Below are 16,748 nucleotides of genomic sequence, written 5' to 3'. Positions count from 1 at the left end.
CGGATGCCCCCTACCGGGACGACTTCGGGTCGAGCGCGTCGCGCAGCGCGTCGCCGAAGAGGTTGAACGCGAACACGAGCGCGAAGATCGTGATGCCGGGGAAGAAGACGAACGCCGGGTCGGTCTGGAGGTAGTCCAGGCTCTGGTAGATCATCCGACCGAAGCTCGGCGTCTCCTCGGTCAGCCCGACGCCGATGAACGACAGTGCGGCCTCGCTGGTGATGAACTGCGGCACCGCCAACGAGAACGACACCAGGATCGGTGCCCAGATGTTCGGCAGCAGTTGCCGGAAGAGCATGTGCGCCAGCCCGGCGCCGCTGGCCTTGGCGGCCTCCACGAACTCCCGCTCGCGCAGCGCGATCACCTGGCCGCGGACCAGCCGGGCGGTGCCGGTCCAGCCGAAGATCGCGAAGACGGCGATCAGCACCCCGACCCCGAAGGCGGGCGAGACCGCGTCCCGCTCGCCGTAGAAGCGCAGCGTCAGGGTCGGGGTCAGGGCCAGCGCGATGATCAGGAACGGCATGGCCAGGGTCAGGTCGGTGATCCAGTTGATCACCGCGTCGAGCCAGCCGCCGAGGTAGCCGGCGAGCGCGCCGAGCGCGATGCCGATCGCCGCCGTGATCACCGCCGCCGCGAAGGCGATCAGCAGTGAGGTACGCAGGCCGTACACCAGCCGGATGAAGATGTCCCGACCGAGGTTGGGCTCCAGCCCGAAGAAGTGCTCGCCCGACACGCCACCGGCGTAGCCCAGCGGCATGCCGAAGCCGTCCAGCTTGGCCTGGAACTGGTCGCGCGGGCTGATCCCGTAGAACGCCTCGATCAGCGGCGCGGCGAGCGCCACCACCACGAAGAAGACCAGCATCGCCCCGCTGACCATCGCCGTCCGGTCGCGGCGCAGCCGGAGCATGGCGAGTTGGCCGGGCGACCGGCCGACGAAGCCCTTCTCCTTCGGCGCGTCGGCGCCGCCACCCGAGTCGATCTCGGCCAGCGCCACGCCCTCCGCCGGGGACATGCTCATCTCGACACCTCCTCGACGCCCGCACCCGTGTCCGCCGGCTCGCCGCCCGCGCCGTCCGCCGGCTCGGCGGCCGACGTCGCCGGCTGCCCCGCCGGGGCGGCCTCGACGGGCCCCCGCTCCGGGAAGTGGCAGGCCGCGGCCTGGCCTCCGCCGTCGCGGGGCACCAGCGCCGGCTCCTCGGTGGCGCAGATGTCCTGCGCCTTCCAGCAACGGGTGCGGAACCGGCAGCCCGACGGCGGGTTGAGCGGGGTGGGCACGTCGCCGGCCAGCCGGATCCGGCCGGCCGGGCCGAGCTTGGTGACGTCCGGGATCGCCGAGAGCAGCGCCCGGGTGTACGGGTGCTGCGGGCGCTCGTAGATGTCGTCCCGGTCGCCGATCTCGACGATCTTGCCGAGATACATGACGGCGACCCGCTGGCAGAAGTGCCGCACCACGGCCAGGTCGTGCGCGATGAAGACGAACGCCAGGCCCAGGTCGCGCTGCAGGTCGCGGAGCAGGTTGACCACCTGCGCCTGGATCGACACGTCCAGGGCGGAGACCGGCTCGTCGGCGACGATCAGCTTCGGCCGCAGCGCCAGGGCGCGGGCGATGCCGATGCGCTGACGCTGGCCGCCGGAGAACTCGTGCGGGTACCGGTTGTAGTGCTCCGGGTTCAGCCCGACCAGCTCCAGCAGCTCCTGCACCCGGGCCTTGATCCCGCCCGGCGGGTCGATCCCGTTGACCTGCAACGGCATCGCGACGATCCGGCCGACGGTGTGCCGGGGGTTCAGCGAGGCGTACGGGTCCTGGAAGATGATCTGAAGGTCCTGCCGCAGCGGGCGCAGCTCACGCCGGCCGGCGTGGGTGATGTCCCGCCCGGCGAACTCGATGCTCCCCGCGCTGGGCTCCAGCAGGCGGACCAGCATCCGGCCGGTCGTCGTCTTGCCGCAGCCGGACTCCCCCACCAGACCGAGCGTCTCGCCCGGGCGCACGTCGAAGTCCAGCCCGTCCACGGCCCGCACCAGGCCCGTGCTGCGCAGCCCGCTGCGCACCGGGAAGTGCTTGGCCAGCCCGCGCACCCGCAGCAGCGACTCGACCGTCTCCACACTCATCGGGTCCCACCTTCGTTCGCGACTGCGGGACTCCGCTCCGCTGCATTCCTCGCGCTCACCGAGCAACCCTTGTTCGCGACTGCGGGACTCCGCTCCGCTGCATTCCTCGCGCTCACCGAGCAACTCCCACGTGGGCGATGTCCTCCGCGTACAACCGGGTCCGGTCGTCGGCGGAGAGGTGACAGGCCACCAGGTGGCCGGGCGCGCCCGCCGGGCGCAGCTCCGGGACCTCGGTGCGCGAGCGGTCGCCGTTGCGGCCGGCGTACCGGCAGCGCGGGTGGAAGGCGCAGCCGGGCGGCAGGTTGATCAGGCTGGGCGGGTTGCCCTTGATCGGCACCAGGTCCGCGTCCGCGTCGCCGTGCAGGGAGGGCACGCTGGAGAGCAGGCCCCAGGTGTACGGGTGCTGCGGCCGCCGGAGCACCTGCTCGACGCTGCCGTGCTCGACGGCCCGCCCGCCGTACATGACCAGCACCTCGTCGGCGACCTGGCTGACCACGCCCAGGTCGTGCGTGATCATGATGATCGCGGAGTGGAACTCGGCCTGGAGGTCGGCCAGCAGATCGAGGATCTGCGCCTGCACGGTCACGTCCAGGGCGGTGGTCGGCTCGTCGGCGATCAGCAGGTCCGGGTCGTTGACCAGCGCCATGGCGATCATCGCCCGCTGCCGCATGCCGCCGGAGAACTCGTGCGGGTACTGGTCGAAGCGGCGGGCCGGCTGCGGGATGCCGACCCGGCCCAGCATGTCCACCGCGCGCTGGCGGGCCTCGCGCTTGCCGGCCTTCGGGTGGTGCACCCGGTACGCCTCGGCGATCTGCCTGCCCACCGTGAAGTACGGGTGCAGCGCGGACAGCGGATCCTGGAAGATCATCGCCATGTCCCGGCCGCGCAGCCGGCGTACCTCCTCCTCCGGCAGGCCGACCAGTTGGCGCCCGCCGACGGAGATCTCCCCGGTGATGGTGGTCCGCTTGGCGTTGTGCAGGCCGAGGACGGCCAGCGAGGTGACGCTCTTGCCCGAGCCCGACTCACCGACGATGCCGAGCGTGCGCCCCCGCTCCACCGCGAACGACACCCCGTCGACCGCGCGCACCACGCCGTCCTCGGTGTCGAAGCGGACCCGCAGGTCGCTCACCCGCAGGTACGGGTCCTGGCCGGAGCGCTGCTCCGGCACGCTGGGGCGGCCCGGTTCCCCGGACGACGCCGACTCCGGACTGCCCACGACCGCCTCCCTCAGTGACGAAGAGAACCTACAGGAAATCACTGAGGGTGAAAATAAGCTACATATCCGGGGGCTGTCAGCGGGCCACAGCGTAACGACTCTGCAACGGGCTCCGACACCCCCACCAGCGCATCCACGTCGAGCGGTCGGTGACCAGAGCCGGCGACGAGTCGGAGCTGACCGAGCCCGTACGGGCCACGATCCGGCCGGAGGACCTGCTCGCCTGACGGATGTCGGTGGACTCGCCTAGGGTCGGGCGCATGAGCGAGCTCCAGCGAGCGAATCATCAACGCAGCCCGGTGGTGCCTCATGACGGCACAGAGCGCGGCGACGTGACGTCGTGACCGAGTTCGACGCGGCGGCCGCCGCGGTGCAGGCCGCGCTCGACGCGGGAGCCCGATACGCCGACGCCCGGGTGATGCACCGCCGCTACGAATCCATGTCGGCCCGCAACGGCGACATCGAGGAGCTGACCCAGGACGAGAGCATCGGGCTGGGCGTCCGCGCGCTGGTCGGGTCGAGCTGGGGCTTCCACGCCGTACCGGACCTGTCGGACGCCGCCGCCCGCGAGGCCGGCCGGCGCGCCGCGCGGATCGCCGCGGCGAGCGCGCGGGTCCCGGGGCCGCCGATCGACCTGGTGCCGGCCGCGGCGGTGACCGCGAGCTGGGCGTCCCCCTGCGTGGTGGATCCGCTCGGCGTACCGCTCTCCGACAAGGGCGACCTGCTGGTCGGTGCCACGCGGACGATGGCGGAGCACGGCGCCGACGTGGCCGAGGGCCTCTACCAGGTCTGGGACACGGCCAAGTGGTTCGTCTCCAGCGAGGGGCACCGGATCGACCAGCGGATCCGCGAGTGCGGCGGCGGCATCTCCGCCACCGCCGTCGGTGACGGGGAGACCCAGCGCCGCTCCTACCCGAGCTACCGAGGTCAATACGGCACCACCGGCTGGGAGCTGGTCACCTCGCTCGACCTGGCCGCGCACGCCGCGCGGATCGCCGAGGAGGCCCGGGCGCTGCTCACCGCGCCGCCCTGCCCCGCCGGCGAGACCGACCTCATCCTCGGCGGCGAGCAACTCGCCCTGCAGATCCACGAGTCGGTCGGGCACGCCATCGAGCTGGACCGGATCCTCGGCTGGGAGGCCGCCTTCGCCGGCACCTCCTGGTTGGACCTGGCCCAGCTCGGCTCGCTGCGCTACGGCTCCGAGCTCATGAACGTCACCATCGACCCCACCATCCCCGGCGCGCTCGGCAGCTTCGGCTTCGACGACGAGGGCTCCCCGGCCGTCAGGCGCGACGCGGTGCGCGAGGGGCGCTGGGTGGGCGTGCTCGCCGGCCGGGACTCGGCCGCCGTCGCCGGCCTGGACCACGGCGGCAGCGTACGCGCCGACGGCTGGGCCCGGCTGCCGATGGTGCGGATGACCAACGTGGGCCTGGAGCCCGGCCCGCACACCCTGGAGGAGATCGTCGCCGCCACCGACGACGGGGTGCTGATGGACGTCAACCGCTCCTGGTCGATCGACGACAAGCGGCTCAACTTCCAGTTCGGCTGCGAGATCGGCTGGGAGGTGAAGAAGGGCCGGCGCGGGCGGATGCTGCGCAACCCCACCTACACCGGCATCGGTCCCCTCTTCTGGCGCTCGATGGACATGCTCTCCTCGGAGACCGTCGCCTGGGGCACGCCCAACTGCGGCAAGGGCCAGCCCGGCCAGGTCGGCCACACCGGCCACCCGGCCGCGCCGGCCCGCTTCCGCAACGTCCGGGTAGGAGTTCGTGCGTGAGCGCGAGGAATGAGCGAGCGCAGCGAGCGAGTCCCGCAGCCGCGAACGAAGGCGACACGGCGAGCGCGACGAACGAGCGCAGCGAGCGAGTCCCGCAGTCGCGAACGAAGGGGGTGCCGCATGAGTGAGCTGGAGATCGCCGGTCAGGTGGTGGAGCTGGTCCGCCGGCTCGGCGGGCCCGACGCGCAGGCCGAGGTGGTGGTCACCCGGGCCGACCTGGCGCTGACCCGGTTCGCCAACTCGTTCATCCACCAGAACGTGGCCGAGTCCGGCGTCGAGGTCCGACTGCGGCTGCACGTCGGCGGGCGCACGGCCGCCGGCAGCGGCAGCGTGGTCACCGCCGACGGGCTGCGCGCGCTGGTCGAGCGCACCCTCGCCGCGGCACGGCTCTGCCCGCCCGACCCGGCCTGGCCGGGCCTCGCCCCGTCGGCGCCGGCGCCGACCGCCGCGATCTTCGACGAGGCCACCGCGTACGCCGAGCCGGACGAGCGGGCCGAGGTGGTGCGCGCGTTCGTGGCGGCGGCCGGCGGGCTGGAGGCGGCCGGCTACTGCCGCACGGCGCACCGCTCCTCCGCGTTCGCCAACTCGGCCGGCCACTCGGCGTCGGGCCGCGCCGCCGAGGCGGCGATGGACGGCATCGCCCGCACCGGCGGCTCCGACGGCGTGGCCCGGTTCTGCGCCGACCGGCTGGCCGAGATCGACGGTGCCGCGCTCGGCGCCCGGGCCGCGGCCAAGGCGCGCGCCGCGGCCGACCCGGTCGAGTTGCCGCCCGGCCGCTACGAGGTGGTGCTGGAGCCGGCCGCCGTCGCCGACCTGCTCCAGAATCTCTCCTGGTTCGGCTTCAACGGCAAGCGGTACGCCGAGCGGCAGTCCTTCGCCGAGCCGGGGGCGGCCCAGTTCGACCCGGCGGTCACCCTGGTCGACGACCCGCTCGGCGGCTCCGGGCTGCCGTTCGACGTCGAGGGCACGCCCCGGCGCGCCGTGACCCTGGTCGAGGCGGGCACCACCCGGGCGGTGGCGCACGACCGGCGCACCGCCGCCGAGGCCGGCGCGGCCTCGACCGGGCACGCGCTGGCCGGTGCCGCGACGTGGGGCCCGATGCCCCGCAACCTGCGCCTGCACGCGGCCGGGGCGACGGGTGCCGGAGCCACGGGCGGCGGGCCGGCAGCGACGTCGGGCGCCGACACGGCGGGCTCCGCCGGGCCGGGCACGGCGGGCGCGGGCGGCGGCGTGCCGGGTGCGGTGGTCGACGGGGACACCGCCGGGCTGGTCGGTCGGGTGCGGCGGGGGCTGCTGGTCAGCGACCTCTGGTACACCCGGGTGCTCGATCCGAAGAGCCTGGTCGTCACGGGCCTGACCCGCAACGGCGTCTGGCTGGTGGAGGACGGCGTGGTGACCCGGGCGGTCCGCGACCTGCGCTTCACCGAGTCCTACCCCCGCGCCCTCGGTCCCGGCGCGGTGCTCGGCGTCGGCAGCCGGGCGGTACGCCAGCCGGACCGGACGGACGGCGTCTGGTGGGAGGCCCCGCCGCTGCGACTGGCCTCCTGGAACTTCACGGGCGGCGCCTCCGGCTGACCCGCGGCCCGCTGCACGGATCGGAGCCCGGCCCGGCGGGCCCGCTCCACGACGGAGCCCGGCGGCCCGCTCCACGACGGACTCCGGGCCGGCGACGCCTCCGGGTGAGTCGCGCGCGTACGCCGGACAGGCGACCGGTGAGGTTCTTAACATCCGGACATCGATCATCGTTCGGGGCTTTCCACCGGCCGGGACACACGGGACACTGCCTTGCGCGGACGGCCCGCAAAGATCGGCGTAACGTGTGTCACTTAGCTGCGCCGTATCGCCGGCGCGGTCGTTGGTGTGCGCATGACGTGGCAAGCGGGTGCGGGTTCGCCGGTCCGCGTGCCGACCGGAAGCTGATCGCCCGCGCGTGCGGGCCCCGTCAGGGAGACGACTCGAATGACATCAACGGCAACGAGGCCGCGGGGAGCGCGGGCACGCGCCGCCATCGCGGCGAAGACGTTGCGTACCGATCGCTGGTGGCTCGCCCCGCTGCTCACCGTGATCGGGCTCGGCGCGTGGGTCGCGTACGCGACGGTCCGGGTCTTCATGCACGACTACTACTGGGTCGACGCGTACCACTACCTGACCCCGTTCTACTCCCCGTGCGTCACCGAACGGTGCGTCGAGGGTTCCTCGCACTTCGGCAGCTTCCTGCCCGGCTGGTGGATCATCCCGGACGCCGCGCTGACCCTGCCGTTCCTGCTGCTGTTCCGCCTCACCTGCTACTACTACCGCAAGGCGTACTACCGGTCGTTCTGGCTGTCGCCGCCCGCGTGCGCGGTGCCGGACGGGCACCAGTCCTACGGCGGCGAGACCCGGTTCCCGCTGCTCGGCCAGAACCTGCACCGCTACTTCTTCTACGCCGCCGCCGTCATCTCGCTGATCAACACCTGGGACGCGATCCTGGCCTTCCACTCGCCGAAGGGCTTCGGGTTCGGTCTGGGCAACATCATCCTGCTCGGCAACGTGGTCATGCTGTGGGCGTACACGATCTCCTGCCACTCCTGCCGGCACATCATCGGCGGGCGGCTCAAGCACTTCTCCAAGCACCCGGTGCGCTACCGGGCCTGGACCTTCATCTCCGCCCTGAACGTCCGGCACATGCAGCTCGCCTGGATCACCCTCGGCACCCTGGCCCTGACGGACTTCTACGTCATGGCGGTCGCGGCGGGCTGGTTCAACGACCTGCGGTTCATCAACTAGAGGGCCCCCTGACATGACCAATCCTCACCACCACACGTCTACCACGCGAATCGAACGACACCACTACGACGTCGTCGTGATCGGGGCCGGCGGCGCCGGCCTGCGCGCGGCGATCGAGGCCCGGCTCGCCGGCAAGAAGACCGCGATCATCTCGAAGTCGCTCTTCGGCAAGGCGCACACGGTGATGGCCGAGGGCGGCGCCGCCGCCGCGATGGGCAACGTGAACAGCCGGGACAACTGGCAGGTGCACTTCCGCGACACCATGCGCGGCGGCAAGTTCCTCAACAACTTCCGGATGGCCGAGCTGCACGCGAAGGAGTCGCCGCAGCGGATCTGGGAGCTGGAGACGTACGGCGCGCTCTTCGACCGCACCAAGGACGGGAAGATCTCGCAGCGCAACTTCGGCGGCCACGAGTACCCGCGCCTGGCGCACGTCGGTGACCGGACCGGCCTGGAGCTGATCCGCACCCTCCAGCAGAAGATCGTCTCCCTCCAGCAGGAGGACAAGCGGGAGCACGGCTCGTACGACGCCCGGATCAAGGTCTTCGCCGAGACCACCATCACCGAGTTGCTGCTCGACGGCGACCGGGTCGCCGGGGCGTTCGGCTACTACCGGGAGTCCGGCGAGTTCGTCCTCTTCGAGGCGCCGGCCGTGGTGCTGGCGACCGGCGGCGTCGGCCGCTCCTACAAGGTCACCTCGAACTCCTGGGAGTACACGGGGGACGGGCACGCGCTGGCCCTGCGCGCCGGCGCGACCCTGATCAACATGGAGTTCCTCCAGTTCCACCCGACCGGCATGGTCTGGCCGGTGTCGGTGAAGGGGATCCTGGTCACCGAGTCGGTGCGCGGCGACGGCGGCGTGCTGAAGAACTCCGACGGCAAGCGGTTCATGTTCGACTACGTCCCCGACGTCTTCCGCAAGCAGTACGCGGACAACGAGGCCGAGGCGGATCGCTGGTACAAGGATCCGGACAACAACCGGCGCCCGCCGGAGCTGCTGCCCCGCGACGAGGTGGCCCGGGCGATCAACAGCGAGGTCAAGGCCGGCCGGGGCACCCCCGCCGGCGGCGTCTACCTGGACATCGCCTCCCGGCTGCCGGCCGAGGAGATCCGCCGCCGCCTGCCGTCGATGTACCACCAGTTCAAGGAGCTGGCCGACGTCGACATCACCAAGGAGCCGATGGAGGTCGGCCCGACCTGCCACTACGTGATGGGCGGCGTGGAGGTGGACCCGGACTCGGGCGCCGCGTACGGCACCGTGCGGGGGCTCTTCGCCGCGGGTGAGGTCTCCGGCGGCATGCACGGCTCCAACCGGCTCGGCGGCAACTCGCTGTCCGACCTGCTGGTCTTCGGCAAGCGCGCGGGCGGCCACGCCGCCACGTACGCCGACAGCCTGCCGGCCCGCCCGAAGGTCCACGTCGCGGCGGTGGAGGCCGCGGTGGAGACCGCGCTGGCACCGTTGCAGCGGGACACCGGCGAGAGCCCGTACACCCTCCAGCAGGACCTCCAGGCGGTGATGGGTGACCTCGTCGGGATCATCCGGCGCGAGGGGGAGCTGGCCGACGCGCTGAGCCGGCTGGCGGAGCTGCGCGAGCGGGTGGCCAAGGTCAGCGCGAGCGGCGGTCGCCGCTACAACCCTGGCTGGCACCTGGCGCTGGACCTGCGCAACATGCTGGTGGTCTCGGAGTGCACCGCGAAGGCGGCGCTGGAGCGGCAGGAGTCGCGCGGCGGCCACACCCGGGAGGACTACCCGGCGATGGACCCGATGTGGCGCCGGGTCAACCTGGTCTGCTCGCTGGACGGCGACACCGTGCGCCTGGAGCGCAAGCCGCTGCCGAAGATGCGCGCGGAGCTGATCGGCCTCTTCGACCGCGCGGAGCTGGCCAAGTACCTCACGGACGAGGAGCTCGCCGAGTTCGACGCCCTCGTCGCCGACGCCGAGGCCGAGGAGGCGGGCAAGTAATGGCGGAGCAGAAGTCCCCCGGGGCCGGCAAGCCCGGCGCCAAGCGCCAGTTCCGCATCTGGCGCGGCGACGAGAACGGCGGCGACCTGCAGGACTACATGGTCGAGGTGAACGAGGGCGAGGTGGTCCTCGACGTCATCCACCGGCTCCAGGCCACCGACGCCCCGGATCTGGCCTGCCGGTGGAACTGCAAGGCCGGCAAGTGCGGCTCCTGCTCGATGGAGATCAACGGCAAGCCGCGGCTGAGCTGCATGACCCGGATGTCCACCTTCACGGAGGACGAGACGGTCACGGTCACTCCCCTGCGCACCTTCCCGGTCATCCGGGACCTGGTCACCGACGTCTCGTTCAACTACGAGAAGGCGCGGGAGACCCCGGCGTTCGCGCCGCCGGCCGACCTGGCCCCGGGCGAGTACCGGATGCAGCAGGTCGACGTGGAGCGCTCGCAGGAGTTCCGCAAGTGCATCGAGTGCTTCCTGTGCCAGAACGTCTGCCACGTGATCCGGGACCACGAGGAGAACAAGCAGGCGTTCTCCGGGCCGCGGTTCTTTATCCGGGCCGCGGAGTTGGACATGCACCCGCTCGACGCGAGGACCGACCGCAAGGAGTACGCGCAGGCCGAACAGGGCCTCGGATTCTGCAACATCACCAAGTGCTGCACCGAGGTCTGCCCGGAGCACATCAAGATCACGGACAACGGGATCATCCCCATGAAGGAGCGGGTCGTCGACCGCAGGTACGATCCCCTCGTGTGGCTTGGTAGCAAGATCTTCCGGAGGGGTCAGGTGCCTCAGACCATCGTGACCAGCGGGCACGCCAGCGGTGCGGTGCACGGCAGCGCGGCCCACGGGGGCGTGCACTCGCACGCGGGCGGCTCGCACGACCCGCAGTCCGAGGTGCAGGCGCAGCGCGGCGTCAACTGGCACCGCGAGGTGCCGAAGCCGACGGCGCCGGCCGTGGACACCCACGGCAGGCTTCCGCTGACGGAGCTCACCTTCGACCGGGCGGCGGCGCCGTCGCCGTTCGGTGAGGACGTGACCTTCCCGCTGCCGCCGGAGCACCTGAACTTCGCCCACCCGGAGCAGGACAAGCACTGAGGGCGTCGACGATGACGGGGGCCGCGGCTGTTGCCGCCGGCCCCCGTCCCGTTTCCGCCCGGGTGTCCGCTTCGGCTCAGCCGGGCGCGAGGATCGGGCGGAGGGCGGCGACGATGGGGGCGTCGGCCGGCAGCCAGGTGACGCTGTCCAACTCGTCGGCGGAGAGCCAGCGCAGTGCCGAGTGCTCCAGCGCCTGCGGCTGGTCGCCGTGCAGCAGGCGGGCCGCGTACACCTTGAGCACGGAGCGGCCGTGCGCCATCCGGACGTTGCGGCCGACCCGGTCGCCGATCTCCACGCGTACGGCGAGTTCCTCGGCGCACTCGCGGACGAGCGCGGCGGTCTCGCTCTCGCCCGGCTCCACCTTGCCGCCGGGGAACTCCCACATGCCCGCCACCTCGGGCGGGGCGGCCCGGGCGCAGGCGAGCACCCTGCCGTTCCTGATGATCGCCGCCCCGACGACGACCCTCAGATCCCGTCGTTCGGCCTGCCCGCCGCCGTTAGCCCGTTCGGTCCGCACGGGCGTCCAGCGTGCCAGATCAATCGGCGGTTTGGGTAGCGTGGCCGACCGTCAGGGCAGGAGAACACGGAAGTGTGGGCGTGGACACACCCACCGTGCGACGACAGACTAGAGGGCACCGACAAGACACGGGACGGCGACGATTTGGCCACAAGCCGGCAACGGCGCCTGGGAGGTGCGGTGATGCGCGTGCTGTTCAACGGCCGGGCGAAGCACGACTACCTCAGCGACGCCCTCACCCTGCTCACCGGTTGGATCCGGGAGGGTGAGCAGATCCGACGGACCCTCGTGATCGACGACACGCAGCACGCGGCCCTCACCGAGCGGGTGAAGGTGGTCGCCGACGCGCTGCACCTACGGCCCGAGATCAGCCGCCGCGCCGACCACACGCACATCAGGGTCGGGCACGGCAACGCCCCGCTGACCGAGCGCGAGGTGCTGCTGGCCGCGCGCATCGAGGACGCGTACCGCGCGGTCACCCAGCCCTGACCTACGCGCCGGCTAATCGGCGTCCTGGGGGTACCAGCGCAACTCGACGGAGTTGCCGTCCGGGTCCCGCACGTAGAGGGAGGTGGCGCTGCCGCGCGCGCCGAACCGGCCCACCGGTCCCTCCAGAACCGTGAACACCCCCACCTCGACGACGCGCTGCCAGTCCAGCGGCTCCACCACCAGGCAGAAGTGGTCCACGTTGGATTCGCCCCGGTCCCGACGGACGAGGTCGATGATGGTCTCCGGGCTGACGCGTACCGACGGGAACGGGACCTTGCCGGCCCGCCACTCGTCGACCCGCACCGGGGCCAGGCCCAGCACGTCGCAGTAGAAGCCCAGCGCCCGCTCGACGTCGGAGACGTTGAGCACCAGGTGGTCGAAGCCCGTGACCCGCACCGCGCTCACTTCGCCTCCAGGTCGTGGGCCTGGCGCAGCCAGTCGGTGAACAGGGCCGGGTCGACGTCGGCGAGGGTCCGCAGCTTCACCGCGGCCATCTGCCGGGCGCCCGGGACGAGCCGCCCCGACGGGTCGATGATCTCCCGCCCGCGCCACAGCCCGAAGGTGACGTACGCGGCGTACGCCTTCACCAGGCAGACGGGTCGCCGGCCCGGCCGGTCGCCGAGGCCCCAGACCGGGTGGCCGTGCCATACCGCCCCCGTCGCGCCCGGCAGCGCCGCCTCGATGACGGGGAGGAGCTTCTCGCCGATCTCCCGCAGCGGGGCGTCGAGACCCGCCAGGTAGTCGGTCACTGTCGTCGTTTCCATGCCCCCACGATGCGCCGACCGGCCCGGCCGACCAAGACGCGATCACACTACGATCGTTGAGCCGGATTCAACGACGGGACACCGACGTGCTGGAACGCCACGAGCTGGAGACCTTCCTGACGCTCGCCGAGGAGTTGCACTTCGGCCGGACGGCCGAACGCCTGCGGGTGACGACCGGGCGGATCAGCCACGTGGTCAAGAAGCTGGAACGTCGCATCGGCGCCCCGCTGTTCGCCCGCACCAGCCGGGTCGTGCAGCTCACCCCCATCGGCCGGCAGCTCGCCGACGACCTGGCGCCGCTGGTCGTCGGCATGGACGAGGCGGTACGCCGGGCCGTCGAGGCGGGGCGGGGCGTCACCGGGCGGCTGCGGGTCGCCTTCCTCGGCGAGTGGACCGCCCCGGTGCTGCTCAAGGCCGTCGCCCTGTTCGCGCAGCGCCACCCGGACTGCCAGGTCGAGGTGCACGAGGTCCAACTCTTCAACTCGCGGCCGAGCCTGGTCGACGGCTCGATCGACATCCTGATGGCCGCGTACCCATTCGACGGGATGGCCTGCGGGCCGGCGCTGCTGGAGGAGGAGCGGGTGCTCGCGGTGCCGGCGGGGCACCCGCTGACCCGGCAGGAGTCCGTCTCCCTGGAGGTGCTCGGCGACCACCCGGTGGTGCAGTACCCGGCGGTGACCTCGGCGGAGTTCAAGCGCGACCGCACGCCCGAGCACACCCCGTCGGGGCGGCCGGTGCCGAAGGGGCCGGCCGGCAACACCTTCTCGGAGATGCTGACGTTGGTCGCGATGGGGCGGGGCGTGCTGCCCGTGGGCGAGCACACCCGGCGCTACTACCCCCGCCCCGACGTGGCGTACGTGCCGATCCGCGACGCGCCCCCGATCCGGCGCGGCCTGGTCTGGCGGGAGAGCAACACCACGGCCCGGGTCCGCGAGTTCGTCCGGGCCGCGACCGACGCGAACGCACGCTGACCCGCGCCACGTTCGGCGCGGGTCGTTGCGGGCCGCCGGGCTCGCAGTCGAGCGGATTCACGGCGGCTGGGGCGGAGAGCCGGCGGGCCGGGGCGACGGCGAGTTCCTCGTCCTGGCGCGCCGAGAGTGATCTTGGGCTGGCACGCCCGGCCTACCGTGAGGTCATGGCCAACGCGACGTACGACCGCAAGGAGCAGTTCCAGCAGATCCAGAGCGGCCTGCTCCACGGGGAACAGATCATCGCCGTCTACGACGCCGTCGGCACGGGCACGGGCTTCATCGGCCTGACCGACCGGCGCGTGATCATCCAGGACCGCTCCTTCGTCGGCAAACGGTACGCCATCACCAGCATCCCGTACTCGAAGATCACGAGCGTCAGCGTGGTCAGCAACAAGTCCTGGGGCGGCTCGTTCTTCTCCACCGGCGCGATCGCGATCCACGTCGGCACGCACACCTACGAGGTGGAGTTCCGCGGCGCCCAGAAGAGCCACCACGTGCACAACGTGATCCTCCACCACATCAGCTGAGTTGGTCGGCGCGGTCGAGCAGGGCGCGACACTCCGCCTCGGCAGCCCGGCAGAACAGCGTGGCGGCCAGGTCACGATCGCCCTGCCTGTGCTGGCCGCCGATCAGGTCGAGCGGACCGCTCCGCCAGCGGCTGACCGCAGGCGACAACGGGGCATGTCCCGCTACTCCGGCGAGTGGAACACCATGGCCGCCAACGCACCTGTTTGACACCCATGGTGTTCCACTCGTCCCGCCTTGACGACGGATGGCAGCCAGCGGCGCCACCGGGGCGTCGCGGTTTCGCCCGTCGCACCTCCTCGTCGCCCCAGGGGGACGGCGGCACCACACGGTCCGCGCCGTTCCCGACCAGGGACCGTCCGTCCGGCCCGGCGGTGGCAAGCGCGCACATGTTCTGCGACGAGAGCAGGGTGCGGATGCGCTCGGCCAGGCGTTCGCGCGGCAGCCGCCCGGTCGGGGTCGGCCCGGACAGCCGTCGACACCGCAGGCCTCACTGCTGGTCGAGCAGGAACGGCACGTCCGGGCAGGTCAGGCACACGAAGATGCGCAGCGCGCCATAGCGGCCGACGACCACGCCGGTCGGCTCGTACGGGTCGTCGTCGTCCGGGGCGCCGTCCGCCCGGGTCGGGCGCCACCGGTCGGCCCCGTGCTCCGAGGAGTCGATGACGAGGGCCAGCGTCGTGGGACCGGCGCAGCGGGGGCACGGCGTCGGGAGCAGGTCCGTGAGGCTCCACCGGGCGTACCCGCCGACCTTCCATCCGGGCGCCATGAAGGTGTCGAGGTACTCCTCGTCCGCTTCGGCGAGCGCCCGCAGTTCCGCCGGCAACTCCTCGACGTACGGATACTCGACGATCTGCTCCGGGTGCAGCCGGCACGGCTGGGGCACGTACCCTTCCGTCCCGGTCTCGCCGCGCGGCGGCTCCGTCAGCGTGGCGGTGACGTCCGCCTCCCGCCGCCACCGCAGCTCCACGATCGGCCCCCACGGCGGCGTGTCGTGCTCGAACGGGCACCACAGCACCTGCAACAGGTCCGCCCCGCCGGGCCGGGGCAGGTCGGGGACGTCCGCCGCGCGCAGTTGCGCCAGCGCCACCATCGGGTTCGGCCGGGGGTGGGGTCGCGGCCCGTACCGGTAGCCCACCGTCGGGCCGCCGTTCACCGAGCCCCAACCGCTGAAACCCGGGCCGACCAGCCGGGCGAGCTCCTCGTGCAGCTCGATCTCGCCGTCGGCCAGCACGTGCGCCACCGTACGGCGGCTCTCCGCCTCCCGCATCCGGGCCAACAGTTCGGCCGGGATCGGCACCTCCTCCTGCACCATGCACGGCGTGGCGCAGGTGGGCCAGGGCTCGTCGGCCGGCCACAGCAGCGGCCCTCCGACGTGGCTCTCCGTGGCCGTGACCGCCCCGCGACGGGGGTGCAGCCGGGTGGCCGTGCGGCCGAGCTTCTCCAGCCCGGGGTAGCGGGCGAGCACGTCGAGTGCCAACGGCGGAGTAATCATGGCGAGATGGTAGGGCTCGCCGCATCCACGGCCGACGCCGGACCACCGGCCACAGTGGACCTTCGGTGCAGCCGCCATCCCGCCGCCGTCCAGCACATCCCCCAGAGCAGGAAGAACGGCGACCACAGCAGCAGGTCCCACCGTGCCAGTTCGCGGGCCAGCGCGGCGTGCCCGGCCGGGGGCGGGCGGACTCCGGCCAGCAGCAGCGTGTCGCCGACGAAGCCGAACCCCAGCACCCCGATCGACCGGGCGATCATGAAGACCCCCAGCGTCCAGGCGATCGCGAGCAGCAGGCGACGCGGGAGGGCCGCCCGCCCGGGCCGCAGCGTCGCCAGCGCGACCACGACGCCGACCACGGCGGCGGTGGCCAACGCCCAGTGGCTCGCTACGAACAGCGGGTCTCGCGCGAGCAGCCGTTCCCGCATCTCCGGGGGCAGCGGGTCCTTGTCGGCGAGCGCGTTGGCCCCCAGCGCCTGCGCGAGCTTCATCGAGCCGTACGCCACGGCGCAGGCCGCCGCCCCGTACGCGCCCCAGCGCGCGCGATCAGGCCGCGACACGCTTCGTCGCCGTCGCGTAGGACCGGATCGTCTCCAGGAGCAGCCCGATCACGACGAGCCCGAGGATCGCGTGGTACCACTGCCAGCCCACACCGATGCCGACGAAGCCGTCCACGACCATGATCATGGCACCGGCCCCGACGGCCAGCAGCATGCCGGCCAGCGCCAGCAGCATCACCATCCTCGGCACCCGGCGCCCCAGCGTCGTCACCGTGGCGACGGCGAGGCACGCGGCCAACAACCCGGTAGCGGTCGCCGACCACTGCGCGGTGGCCACGCCCATGACGTCGCGGGCGTAGCTCTCGTGCTCGGCGGCGGACACGACCGGGCCACCCGGGAACCCGAGCCGGGACTGGGCGGCGAAGACGGCCTTCCCCGCGGCGTACCCGAGGAACAGGACCGCCAGGGCGTACGCCGGCCATCGCCGGGGGTGAACGTTATTGACCATGGATACGACGGTATTGGCGGTGGCCCCCCGCCTCCTCCCGTCGATGAGGGAACC

Annotated in this window: 17 protein-coding genes; 8 read left to right on the top strand and 9 right to left on the bottom strand. The window is 72.3% G+C overall.

Annotated features, from left to right (window positions below; all coding sequences use genetic code 11):
• Positions 1-10 precede the first annotated feature (10 nt).
• The 3 genes from ABZ793_RS11670 to ABZ793_RS11660 form a co-directional block, all read right to left on the bottom strand.
• A complete protein-coding gene (locus tag ABZ793_RS11670; RefSeq protein ID WP_357455594.1) occupies positions 11-1,018 on the bottom strand; it encodes an ABC transporter permease in 1,008 nt (335 codons plus the stop codon).
• Positions 1,015-2,109, bottom strand: coding sequence for a dipeptide ABC transporter ATP-binding protein (locus ABZ793_RS11665; RefSeq protein ID WP_357455591.1), 1,095 nt, complete (start codon positions 2,107-2,109; stop codon positions 1,015-1,017). The genes ABZ793_RS11670 and ABZ793_RS11665 overlap by 4 nt, the downstream gene beginning before the upstream one ends.
• A gap of 112 nt (positions 2,110-2,221) precedes the next feature.
• On the bottom strand, positions 2,222-3,277 hold the full coding sequence (locus tag ABZ793_RS11660) for an ABC transporter ATP-binding protein (RefSeq protein WP_357455683.1): 1,056 nt from the start codon (positions 3,275-3,277) through the stop codon (positions 2,222-2,224).
• 388 nt (positions 3,278-3,665) lie between these two features.
• Here ABZ793_RS11660 and ABZ793_RS11655 point away from each other — a divergent pair, with 388 nt between their 5' ends.
• From ABZ793_RS11655 to ABZ793_RS11635, 5 genes are all read left to right on the top strand, one after another.
• Entirely contained in the window at positions 3,666-5,102 is a 1,437-nt protein-coding gene (locus ABZ793_RS11655) for a TldD/PmbA family protein (protein ID WP_357455588.1), read from the top strand.
• 120 nt (positions 5,103-5,222) lie between these two features.
• A complete protein-coding gene (locus tag ABZ793_RS11650) occupies positions 5,223-6,677 on the top strand; it encodes a metallopeptidase TldD-related protein (RefSeq protein WP_357455585.1) in 1,455 nt (484 codons plus the stop codon).
• A gap of 384 nt (positions 6,678-7,061) precedes the next feature.
• Positions 7,062-7,868 carry a hypothetical protein gene (locus ABZ793_RS11645; RefSeq protein WP_350703904.1) on the top strand — a complete coding sequence of 269 codons (807 nt, stop codon included), beginning with the start codon at positions 7,062-7,064 and terminating at the stop codon, positions 7,866-7,868.
• A gap of 13 nt (positions 7,869-7,881) precedes the next feature.
• Complete coding sequence (locus tag ABZ793_RS11640; RefSeq protein ID WP_357455581.1) at positions 7,882-9,831, top strand: fumarate reductase/succinate dehydrogenase flavoprotein subunit; 1,950 nt, start codon at positions 7,882-7,884, stop codon at positions 9,829-9,831.
• Positions 9,831-10,928, top strand: a complete 1,098-nt coding sequence (locus tag ABZ793_RS11635; protein WP_357455578.1) for a succinate dehydrogenase/fumarate reductase iron-sulfur subunit — start codon at positions 9,831-9,833, stop codon at positions 10,926-10,928. Before ABZ793_RS11640 ends, ABZ793_RS11635 begins: the two co-directional genes overlap by 1 nt.
• A 76-nt stretch (positions 10,929-11,004) precedes the next feature.
• Here ABZ793_RS11635 and ABZ793_RS11630 read toward each other — a convergent pair whose 3' ends face one another.
• The gene (locus tag ABZ793_RS11630) at positions 11,005-11,445 is read right to left on the bottom strand and encodes a (deoxy)nucleoside triphosphate pyrophosphohydrolase (RefSeq protein ID WP_357455575.1); all 441 of its coding nucleotides are present in this window, start codon (positions 11,443-11,445) and stop codon (positions 11,005-11,007) included.
• A 183-nt stretch (positions 11,446-11,628) separates the two neighbouring features.
• Here ABZ793_RS11630 and ABZ793_RS11625 point away from each other — a divergent pair, with 183 nt between their 5' ends.
• Entirely contained in the window at positions 11,629-11,934 is a 306-nt protein-coding gene (locus ABZ793_RS11625; RefSeq protein WP_357455572.1) for a 4a-hydroxytetrahydrobiopterin dehydratase, read from the top strand.
• A 12-nt stretch (positions 11,935-11,946) separates the two neighbouring features.
• Here ABZ793_RS11625 and ABZ793_RS11620 read toward each other — a convergent pair whose 3' ends face one another.
• Both ABZ793_RS11620 and ABZ793_RS11615 read right to left on the bottom strand, forming a co-directional pair.
• Positions 11,947-12,339: a VOC family protein gene (locus ABZ793_RS11620; RefSeq protein WP_357455569.1), complete on the bottom strand. Its 393-nt coding sequence runs from the start codon at positions 12,337-12,339 to the stop codon at positions 11,947-11,949.
• Positions 12,336-12,698, bottom strand: coding sequence for a DUF1801 domain-containing protein (locus tag ABZ793_RS11615; protein WP_357455566.1), 363 nt, complete (start codon positions 12,696-12,698; stop codon positions 12,336-12,338). Before ABZ793_RS11615 ends, ABZ793_RS11620 begins: the two co-directional genes overlap by 4 nt.
• Positions 12,699-12,784: 86 nt before the next feature.
• Here ABZ793_RS11615 and ABZ793_RS11610 point away from each other — a divergent pair, with 86 nt between their 5' ends.
• Complete coding sequence (locus ABZ793_RS11610) at positions 12,785-13,669, top strand: LysR family transcriptional regulator (RefSeq protein WP_357455680.1); 885 nt, start codon at positions 12,785-12,787, stop codon at positions 13,667-13,669.
• Positions 13,670-13,833: 164 nt separating this feature from the next.
• Complete coding sequence (locus ABZ793_RS11605) at positions 13,834-14,196, top strand: PH domain-containing protein (RefSeq protein WP_350679409.1); 363 nt, start codon at positions 13,834-13,836, stop codon at positions 14,194-14,196.
• A 488-nt stretch (positions 14,197-14,684) separates the two neighbouring features.
• Here the strand turns inward: ABZ793_RS11605 and ABZ793_RS11600 are convergent, their stop codons facing one another.
• From ABZ793_RS11600 to ABZ793_RS11590, 3 genes are read right to left on the bottom strand one after another with little or no spacing between them, the layout of a single operon-like run.
• The gene (locus tag ABZ793_RS11600; protein WP_357455563.1) at positions 14,685-15,689 is read right to left on the bottom strand and encodes a hypothetical protein; all 1,005 of its coding nucleotides are present in this window, start codon (positions 15,687-15,689) and stop codon (positions 14,685-14,687) included.
• Entirely contained in the window at positions 15,686-16,246 is a 561-nt protein-coding gene (locus tag ABZ793_RS11595; protein ID WP_357455560.1) for a DUF3995 domain-containing protein, read from the bottom strand. Before ABZ793_RS11595 ends, ABZ793_RS11600 begins: the two co-directional genes overlap by 4 nt.
• Positions 16,233-16,694 carry a hypothetical protein gene (locus tag ABZ793_RS11590; protein ID WP_357455557.1) on the bottom strand — a complete coding sequence of 154 codons (462 nt, stop codon included), beginning with the start codon at positions 16,692-16,694 and terminating at the stop codon, positions 16,233-16,235. Before ABZ793_RS11590 ends, ABZ793_RS11595 begins: the two co-directional genes overlap by 14 nt.
• Between the last annotated feature and the right edge of the window lie 54 nt (positions 16,695-16,748).

It is taken from the genome of Micromonospora sp. NPDC047465 (genome assembly GCF_040643125.1).
GTDB lineage: Bacteria > Actinomycetota > Actinomycetes > Mycobacteriales > Micromonosporaceae > Micromonospora.
This window is presented reverse-complemented; position numbering and strand designations above follow the sequence as displayed.

Excerpts from the sequence above, each read along its gene's own strand:
- ABZ793_RS11650 (WP_357455585.1), top strand. The coding sequence starts at position 5,223 with ATGAGTGAGCTGGAGATCGCCGGTCAGGTGGTGGAGCTGGTCCGCCGG.
- ABZ793_RS11665 (WP_357455591.1), bottom strand. The coding sequence starts at position 2,109 with ATGAGTGTGGAGACGGTCGAGTCGCTGCTGCGGGTGCGCGGGCTGGCC.
- ABZ793_RS11615 (WP_357455566.1), bottom strand. The coding sequence starts at position 12,698 with ATGGAAACGACGACAGTGACCGACTACCTGGCGGGTCTCGACGCCCCG.
- ABZ793_RS11670 (WP_357455594.1), bottom strand. The coding sequence starts at position 1,018 with ATGAGCATGTCCCCGGCGGAGGGCGTGGCGCTGGCCGAGATCGACTCG.
- ABZ793_RS11600 (WP_357455563.1), bottom strand. The coding sequence starts at position 15,689 with ATGATTACTCCGCCGTTGGCACTCGACGTGCTCGCCCGCTACCCCGGG.
- ABZ793_RS11590 (WP_357455557.1), bottom strand. The coding sequence starts at position 16,694 with ATGGTCAATAACGTTCACCCCCGGCGATGGCCGGCGTACGCCCTGGCG.
- ABZ793_RS11605 (WP_350679409.1), top strand. The coding sequence starts at position 13,834 with ATGGCCAACGCGACGTACGACCGCAAGGAGCAGTTCCAGCAGATCCAG.
- ABZ793_RS11635 (WP_357455578.1), top strand. The coding sequence starts at position 9,831 with ATGGCGGAGCAGAAGTCCCCCGGGGCCGGCAAGCCCGGCGCCAAGCGC.
- ABZ793_RS11625 (WP_357455572.1), top strand. The coding sequence starts at position 11,629 with ATGCGCGTGCTGTTCAACGGCCGGGCGAAGCACGACTACCTCAGCGAC.
- ABZ793_RS11640 (WP_357455581.1), top strand. The coding sequence starts at position 7,882 with ATGACCAATCCTCACCACCACACGTCTACCACGCGAATCGAACGACAC.
- ABZ793_RS11645 (WP_350703904.1), top strand. The coding sequence starts at position 7,062 with ATGACATCAACGGCAACGAGGCCGCGGGGAGCGCGGGCACGCGCCGCC.